Source organism: Microcystis sp. M113S1 (genome assembly GCF_020246945.1).
Classification (GTDB): Bacteria; Cyanobacteriota; Cyanobacteriia; order Cyanobacteriales; family Microcystaceae; genus Microcystis.
Genome location: NZ_JADBSA010000420.1, coordinates 1 through 7,705, shown reverse-complemented (window position 1 = coordinate 7,705; position 7,705 = coordinate 1). Strand labels below are relative to the sequence as shown.

The following is a 7,705-nucleotide window of genomic DNA, read 5'->3' as shown; positions in this document are numbered from 1 at the left end:
TTGCGATACATTGGTACTAAGGAGAGAAGATGCAAGGGTTTTGAGTAATTTTAGCAGATTCAGGGGCACCTGAGCGACTCTCAATCTAGCTAAAAGCCTTTTCCTGTAAGGTTTTTAGCTTTATTCAGCAAACCCTAATTAAATAATCTACTCATAAAAAAGAAGGGAAATAAGCCGAAGTTCCAGAGTATGGCCGTCTTACAGATTTGATTCAGCTTGAAATTTTTATAAATTAGACAGCTAATTAGAAACCCAAAAACTGTTAGAGCATAAATGATAGTTGTCGAGCGAATGATAATAGCTGCTCCGATTGCCAATCCACTCAAAAAAACATAAGGTACTTTGTTAGTTTTAATATAAGCGGCTCTACCGAACCTGTCATGTAAAACTATCAACAACTCATGCTTGTAAAGTTTGTATACTAAGGCTTTGAGTTTTTGTTAGATTGATATTTATCAACTTTAGAGCATTGCTGGGCAGAGAGGGAGCTTGAGGAATTTTCTACAGTGTAAGTTCGGAAGAACCATATAAGCTAAAGCACAAGCATAACCTAAAATCACGCAAAGGGGGACTGGATTATTTTGTTGAAAAGTTTGTGCATAGTGGAGAACGGTAGTACCTAGCAACCAAATCAAGCTGGCAGATGCCGCAATTTTCTCCTGAAAATCAAATAGTCTAAGTAACCAATAACAAGAGAGAACAACTAATACATTTAGAGGGATAACTACAAGAAAACTAACCGCAAATTCTCGTAATAAATAAGGCTTAATACTAGGAAAAACTTTAGAGAGTTGAGTGCCAATCCAATCTGCGGGCAACATTAATAAAGATTGTCCCATATCATAATGTTCATATCGTTTTCCATCTACTCCTAAAACACCAACAGGCTCTAATCGAGAGGAAGGACGATAATTTGGGGGTAAAGAAACTTCTTCAGTTCCTGTCCACAGGGCATGGGCCATTCTTAGTCTAACATCGGTATCTGGAGGTAAGTTGGACGGATTGATTATTGTTATCCAGAGTAGGGCAATAAGAGCTACTTTTGTGACTGTTTTCATGATCATCTATTTTTAGGATCTGTTTGAAAAGTTATAGGGCGTTGCTGATTTTAAGTATCAATTGTCCTCTCGGCAATTTTTAAAACCTAGCACTAAGGTAACTTGTGGATAGGAGGCACAATTTAGTATTCATGTCTTGATTCAGCGACACCGCTTTTTACTATCTTCTGATCTGCCGCTTCTAGGCTGGTAATTGCGGTTTCTGCCGTCAAAATAGGAGGAATATCAGTTAAACTGGCACTTTGATAAACCTGTTCATTTCTAGCAAATAAATTGCTCATATCTTGATAATAATTAGAAGTGATCGATAATAAAGCTCCCGCAAAAATATAGAGAGGTAAAGGCAAAATAAAACCCTTCGCCCACTGATAAAATTCTACCAATAAAAACAATAATACACAACCCACAACCCATACTTTCATCACAGTTTTTTCTCCTATTTTTACGAGAAAAGGTGAGCAAAAAGCCCACCTTTTATTTAACTAATTCCAGTTAGAATTTATTCGATCACGGGAGCGATTAACTCGCGTCTTTCTCCCGAAATAACTTTCACCTTACCTTCCTCATCGATATCGACCATGGCAGTATCACCATCACCCACGCGTCCGGAGAGAATTTCCTCAGCCAGAACATCTTCCAAGAGACGCATAATCGCACGACGTAGGGGACGAGCGCCGTAGGCCGGATTATAACCTTCCTCGATCAAGCGTTCTTTAAACTTATCAGTAACAGACAAAGTAATATTTTGTTCTGTCAGACGTTTAAACACATCCTTGAGCAGGATTTCGGCGATTTCCTTGACTTCTTCCTTATTGAGTTGACGGAAGACAATAATCTCATCGAGACGGTTGAGGAATTCCGGACGGAAATATTGTTTTAATTCCTCATTAACCAGCGATCGAATGCGATTATACTGGGCCTCGGCCTGATTATCATCAAACTCGAAACCTAAGCCGCCGCCACCCTTCTCGATAACTTTAGAACCGATGTTCGAGGTCATGATCAACAGGGTATTTTTAAAGTCCACCGTGCGACCTTTAGCATCGGTCAAACGTCCATCTTCAAGGATTTGCAGAAGCATATTGAAGACATCGGGGTGAGCTTTTTCGATTTCGTCGAATAGCACCACCGTATAAGGACGACGACGCACCGCTTCCGTTAATTGTCCCCCTTCGTTGTAACCAACATAACCCGGAGGTGAACCGATTAACTTAGAAACCGTGTGCCGTTCCATGTATTCCGACATATCGAGACGGATCATCGCATCTTCCGAACCAAAGAAATAAGCGGCCAGAGCTTTAGTTAACTCGGTTTTACCTACCCCCGTCGGACCTGAGAAGATAAAGGAAGCAATGGGACGGTTGGGATTTTTCAGACCGACGCGAGCGCGACGAATGGCACGAGACACCGCTTTAACTGCGTCCTCTTGACCGATGAGACGCTGATGCAGGGTATCTTCCATGTGCAGCAGTTTCTCGGATTCGGTTTCGGTCAGTTTATTGACGGGAACCCCAGTCCAAGAAGCGACGATGTGAGCGATTTCCTCCGCGTCAACAAAGGGTTCGTCGTTGCCATCTTCGCCTTTTTTGGTGGAAGCGAGATTACGGATCTGGGTTTTGATTTCCATTTCCCGATCGCGCAATTCCCCAGCTTTCTCGAAGTCTTGACCGCGCACCGCATCATCTTTTTGTTTGAGAATTTGCCGCAGTTCTTTATCTAATTCCTTGGCTGCCGGTGGCAATTGGGAATTAATCAAGCGCACTCTCGAACCAGCTTCATCGATTAAATCGATCGCCTTGTCCGGTAAGAAGCGATCGCTAATGTAGCGATCGGACAATTTCGCCGCCGCTTCCAGGGCCTCATCTAAGATTTTTAGTTTGTGGTGCTGTTCGTAGCGTTCCCGGAGACCGTAGAGAATTTCGATCGTTTCTTCTACGGAGGGTTCACCGACCATAACCGGTTGAAAACGTCTTTCTAGAGCCGCATCCCGTTCGATATGTTTGCGGTACTCATCCAAGGTCGTCGCACCGATACATTGCAGTTCTCCTCGGGCCAAAGCCGGTTTGAGAATATTGGCCGCATCGATCGCCCCTTCGGCTGCCCCAGCACCGATGAGAGTATGAACTTCATCGATCACAAGGACGACGTTACCCGCTTGGCGAATTTCGTCCATGATTTTTTTGAGGCGTTCCTCAAATTCGCCGCGATACTTGGTTCCCGCCACTAGCAAGCCGATATCGAGGGTGACAACCCGTTTTTCTTCGAGAATGTCGGGAATATCCTTATTAGCGATGCGTTGGGCCAATCCTTCTGCGATCGCTGTTTTACCGACCCCCGGTTCCCCAATCAGGACTGGGTTATTTTTGGTACGACGGCCAAGAATTTGGATAACGCGCTCGATTTCCTTTTGTCGGCCGACCACGGGATCGAGTTTACCCTCGCTGGCCATTTGGGTTAGATTGGAACCGAATTCATCAAGAGTGGGGGTTTTAGTGCGACCTTGGGAAGATGAACCTGCGGCCACTTCGGCGGTTTCCCCTAACATTCTGATCACTTGGGTACGAACTTTCGAGAGATCCACGCCGAGATTTTCCAGAACCCTAGCGGCCACACCTTCCCCTTCGCGAATTAGTCCTAAAAGGAGATGTTCTGTGCCAATATAGTTATGGCCCAGTTGACGGGCCTCTTCGAGGGAGAGTTCTAAAACTCGTTTGGCTCTGGGGGTGAAGGGAATTTCCACGGCTACGAATCCGGAACCGCGACCGATGATTTTCTCCACCTCCACGCGCGCATCTTTGAGATTGACACCCATGGACTTGAGGACTTTGGCGGCAACTCCCGTTCCCTCTCCAATTAGTCCTAGTAAAATCTGCTCTGTTCCCACGAAGTTATGGCCAAGGCGGCGAGCTTCTTCTTGGGCGAGCATGATTACTTTAATGGCTTTTTCCGTAAATCTTTCAAACATAGCCTATCCATCACCTACACAAGCGACCCTAGATATGCTGATTTTAGCACGCCTTTTTAGTTTAGCCCTCTTTCAGTGATCAGTTATTGGCGAGCGGCTATTAGTTATAGCTCTGAAGATTTTTTCCTGAGTCAGTCGGTCTTAGCTGACTTGCGGAGATGCCCGGAATCTGGCAGATTGTGGTTTTAGCCCTCTCGAAACCTGCCGATAAGTTGTTCACCCTTGCCTAATCCCCTAAGCTCGTGGTCATTCCCATCCCTCGATCGCTTGACTATTGAGCGGCCATTTTCAGACCAAAACTCGAAGTATAAGCAGATTAAATATTACTACCTATTGACAAATGAGTATTTTATGTTACAGAACGGGGTGATATGCAGGAAGTTGACCCCTATCGTTACTCTGGAGAGTGTTATACAGAAAGTTTCCGTATAATGTGTAGTTGTGCTGCTGGGTTACCTGTGAGACAGTCCTTCTGAATAATCCTGATAAGATAAAATTAGTGTCATGGCAACTGCTGAATTTACCTAAAAATTTTAATACTTGGTTATTAAAAAGAGTTATGCAAGATGACTGTTTTACCTTGTTGAAGTCAACATTATTTACGAGTTAACCAATGAACGATTACAGACTTAATGAACTAGAAGAGATTTTAGAGCTGCTATATGAAAAATTGAGTGCTTTTCAAAAGGAGTTAATTACTTCTGCAAGCCCAAACATTCAGTTCGAGTTGAAACAAAGAATCAAGAAAGAAATCCTACCAAGTATTCGTAGCTATGAAGCAGAGTACTGGCAGATTTATCCGGAGGAGAGAATTCACTTTTCAGAAGAGGAGGCAAACGGTCAGCTGTTGAAAATAGAGTCTTCTATCTCATCTATATCCACGATACCTAAGAGCGATCTGTCCTCTCAACTGATTTACCTTCTGCAAGATATTCAGTTAAAACTGAAGCAAGAGAAGACAGCCTCTGGTAAGCTTAAAGTGGTTATTCCTTTAATTCCTATGATAGCTTCTTATGAATTAGAAGTAGAAACAGAAGGGTATATGTATAAGACTTGGATGGCACTTAAAAGGCTTATTCGGAGATAAGAAATGTCACCTTCAGATAAAGAAACTGAATTAAAAAACTTGAAAGAAGAAGAAAAACTATTATCCGAGAAGCTCCATCACTTCCAGCTTGAGTTTCACAAAACTTCTAGCCCAGTACATCAGTTTGAACTTAAGAAGAAGATTGAGGAGTCTCAGCAACAACTAGATGAAATTATATCTCAGATAGCTGCCCTAAAAATACCTCCGAGTATATCATCTGTACCTAAAAGTCCTCGTTACGTTTATTATACGATACCCCTCAAAAACAAAAAGCTGTTTATAATTTTTGTTTGCACTATTTTAGCTATAGTTGCTTATAATTCTACCTGGCTTGCAGTCTATACATCTCTGTGGTATCAAGCCAATAATACTGCGAGGGTGATGGCTGAACAACAAACACCGTACCAACCGAGCGAGTCACAGCAGAGTATTTTAGGGCAGTTTAATAAGTTGGTTGAGCGCCAAAACCAAAAAGCCCAGAAGTTTGGAGAACTATATCCCAAAGTTTGGGAGGAGACGAACACTCAGCATAGACTCCAAACGTGGCAATGGATTGGCTCAATCAACTTCGTGATCCTAGCCTCCTTAACATTTACCTTATTGGTTAATAACTATTTGATAAGGTCAAAAATTTTCAATGTAGTTAACTTTGTAGTTGCTGCCACTTTTACAGCAGTGTTTTTTGTCACCTTCAAAGTACCAGAAGTGTTCTTTCCACGTTTCTTTCAGTCTGTATTCTTTACATCTATGGCTCTATACCCTTTTAGCTTTTTTCAGTTCAACTTAGTAGAAGCATTCTCACATTCTCAAGAACTTCAAGAGTATGTTTCAGAACAAAAAGTGTATTTATTCTTGTCTTTCATAGGAGGCACAAGCATCGGTTTAGGTGTTTTTTCAGGTTTATGGTTTCACAATGTTGCAGCGATAATTTTTCTAAATGGCATGGCATTAGCAGTGTTCCTTACACTATCAAAGCGTCTTTATGATGAGGTGGTGATTCGGTAGTAGCGATGGCGGTTTAATCCTTTGCCAGCTGTGCATTGTAGTGCGATCGCAGTCGAGGCGATGCGATCGCAATCTTGTATGGTGCGTTCCCTAATGTGGCTCCTACCGCTCCAGCGATCGATTTTTGGGGAACGCACCATGCACATTGATTGAAGTTGTGAGTCTAAGTGCGATGCCGCTCTTGTAGTCCTAGTGCGATCGCAATCTTGTAGGGTGCGTTTCCTAGGGCAACTTCTACCGCTTAAGCGATCGATTTTGGGGAACGCACCATGCACATTGATTGAAGTTGTGAGTCTAAGTGCGATGCCGCTCTTGTGGGCCCAGTTGGGGAATGTTAGCTAAGATTGCCAATGTTTAGGTTAAAATGGAGGGGCAAAAGTTGCAACGGGGTCAGGCCAATGACAGTTAATCAACTCCGCTACAGCAAAGAAGAATTCGCTCGACGTGGTAATGAGATTTATCAATCTCAGGTGCGCCCCCAAGTCGAGGAAGGCAATCATGGGAAGATTGTAGCCATAGATATCGAAACAGGTGCTTTTGAGCTTGCCAATGACACAATAACTGCTTCTAATCGATTGCTTGAACGAAACCCTGATGCTCAAATCTGGCGTGTCCGAATTGGGCATAAAGGCGTTCACCGTTTTGGCGTAGGTCGTCTGCTTTAACTTTATGATGAACGGAATTGTTGATCAAAACTGCGAGGCGAGGCTTCGGTTAGTCGTAAGCAATGAAAGTAAACAGAGGCAGGTAATTGATGCTGTTATTGATACAGGGTTCACAGGCTTTTTGACCTTACCTCTGACAGTAATCAACAGCCTCAACTTACGGTTGTATAGCCGTGAAGAGGGAACATTAGGGGATGGAAGTACCTGTATCTTTGACGTTTACAGTGGTCTTGTTATTTGGGACGGTGAATATCGGTATATTGATGTTAACGCAGCCGAAACAGAGCCTTTGGTCGGTATGAGTTTACTCTACGGCTATCGGATGCAACTTGATGCGATCGAGGGTGGAATAGTCGTAATTCAGTCATTGAACAGTTTAAGCTAATCGGGTGAGGAACGGTCTAACAACGTTAGTGCGATGCCGAAGGCACTGCGTAGCAGAGCGCATCGCCTCGTAGGGTGGGTTGAGGGAAACAAGACTGGGGCGAAAATAGCTCAATTCGCTTGAAAAAGCGAAACCCAACCACCCCAAAGGTTACTCTTTGTTGGGTTTCGTTACCTCAACCCAACCTTGTATATTGAGAGAAGTGATAGACCGTCCCAACCTTGGTCAGAAAAGACTGCTTCGTAGCAAGGGTCACCACCATAATCTCCCTGACAAAACTCGAACAGTCGCCGGGGTCGTCGCGAAAACAATCAATTGTCAAGCTAACAGACCGTATCGGGCAAGGATGAGTAAAATCAAGGGGATGCTCTCCAAAATAACCATCAATTCGGCAAATTTGGCGTTGTCAGATAAAGAGATGAGAAGGCAAAATAGATAGAAACTCAATGAAGGAAAAAAACGATGAAATGTCCAGAATGTAAAAGTGACCACATCAATAAAAATGGTCATCGTGGTCAAAAACAAAACTATATATGTGTA

General features: G+C 43.2%; 8 protein-coding genes and 1 pseudogene. 6 read left to right on the top strand and 3 right to left on the bottom strand.

Annotation, left to right across the window (positions count from 1 at the left end; translation table 11 throughout):
• Window positions 1-461: 461 nt before the first annotated feature.
• The 3 genes and pseudogenes from IM319_RS21520 to IM319_RS21510 form a co-directional block, all read right to left on the bottom strand.
• Window positions 462-1,058, bottom strand: coding sequence for a hypothetical protein (locus IM319_RS21520; RefSeq protein ID WP_287736872.1), 597 nt, complete (start codon window positions 1,056-1,058; stop codon window positions 462-464).
• Between the two features lie 141 nt (window positions 1,059-1,199).
• Window positions 1,200-1,480 (bottom strand): annotated as a pseudogene (locus tag IM319_RS21515) (hypothetical protein).
• A 77-nt stretch (window positions 1,481-1,557) separates the two neighbouring features.
• Window positions 1,558-4,023 carry an ATP-dependent Clp protease ATP-binding subunit gene (locus IM319_RS21510; protein WP_287685952.1) on the bottom strand — a complete coding sequence of 822 codons (2,466 nt, stop codon included), beginning with the start codon at window positions 4,021-4,023 and terminating at the stop codon, window positions 1,558-1,560.
• Between the two features lie 613 nt (window positions 4,024-4,636).
• Here IM319_RS21510 and IM319_RS21505 point away from each other — a divergent pair.
• From IM319_RS21505 to IM319_RS21480, 6 genes are all read left to right on the top strand, one after another.
• A complete protein-coding gene (locus IM319_RS21505; RefSeq protein WP_287736870.1) occupies window positions 4,637-5,110 on the top strand; it encodes a hypothetical protein in 474 nt (157 codons plus the stop codon).
• 3 nt (window positions 5,111-5,113) lie between these two features.
• Window positions 5,114-6,115, top strand: a complete 1,002-nt coding sequence (locus IM319_RS21500; protein ID WP_287736869.1) for a hypothetical protein — start codon at window positions 5,114-5,116, stop codon at window positions 6,113-6,115.
• Between the two features lie 21 nt (window positions 6,116-6,136).
• Window positions 6,137-6,268, top strand: coding sequence for a hypothetical protein (locus IM319_RS21495; RefSeq protein ID WP_287736868.1), 132 nt, complete (start codon window positions 6,137-6,139; stop codon window positions 6,266-6,268).
• Window positions 6,269-6,513: 245 nt separating this feature from the next.
• On the top strand, window positions 6,514-6,780 hold the full coding sequence (locus tag IM319_RS21490) for a hypothetical protein (RefSeq protein WP_002733164.1): 267 nt from the start codon (window positions 6,514-6,516) through the stop codon (window positions 6,778-6,780).
• 4 nt (window positions 6,781-6,784) lie between these two features.
• The gene (locus IM319_RS21485) at window positions 6,785-7,165 is read left to right on the top strand and encodes a hypothetical protein (RefSeq protein ID WP_002794467.1); all 381 of its coding nucleotides are present in this window, start codon (window positions 6,785-6,787) and stop codon (window positions 7,163-7,165) included.
• 462 nt (window positions 7,166-7,627) lie between these two features.
• The coding region (locus IM319_RS21480; protein WP_425184889.1) for a transposase-like zinc-binding domain-containing protein at window positions 7,628-7,705 on the top strand (78 nt) is incomplete at its 3' end.

Coding starts and splice junctions, on each gene's coding strand:
- IM319_RS21500 (WP_287736869.1), top strand. CDS start 5,114: ATGTCACCTTCAGATAAAGAAACTGAATTAAAAAACTTGAAAGAAGAA.
- IM319_RS21490 (WP_002733164.1), top strand. CDS start 6,514: ATGACAGTTAATCAACTCCGCTACAGCAAAGAAGAATTCGCTCGACGT.
- IM319_RS21520 (WP_287736872.1), bottom strand. CDS start 1,058: ATGAAAACAGTCACAAAAGTAGCTCTTATTGCCCTACTCTGGATAACA.
- IM319_RS21510 (WP_287685952.1), bottom strand. CDS start 4,023: ATGTTTGAAAGATTTACGGAAAAAGCCATTAAAGTAATCATGCTCGCC.
- IM319_RS21505 (WP_287736870.1), top strand. CDS start 4,637: ATGAACGATTACAGACTTAATGAACTAGAAGAGATTTTAGAGCTGCTA.
- IM319_RS21485 (WP_002794467.1), top strand. CDS start 6,785: ATGATGAACGGAATTGTTGATCAAAACTGCGAGGCGAGGCTTCGGTTA.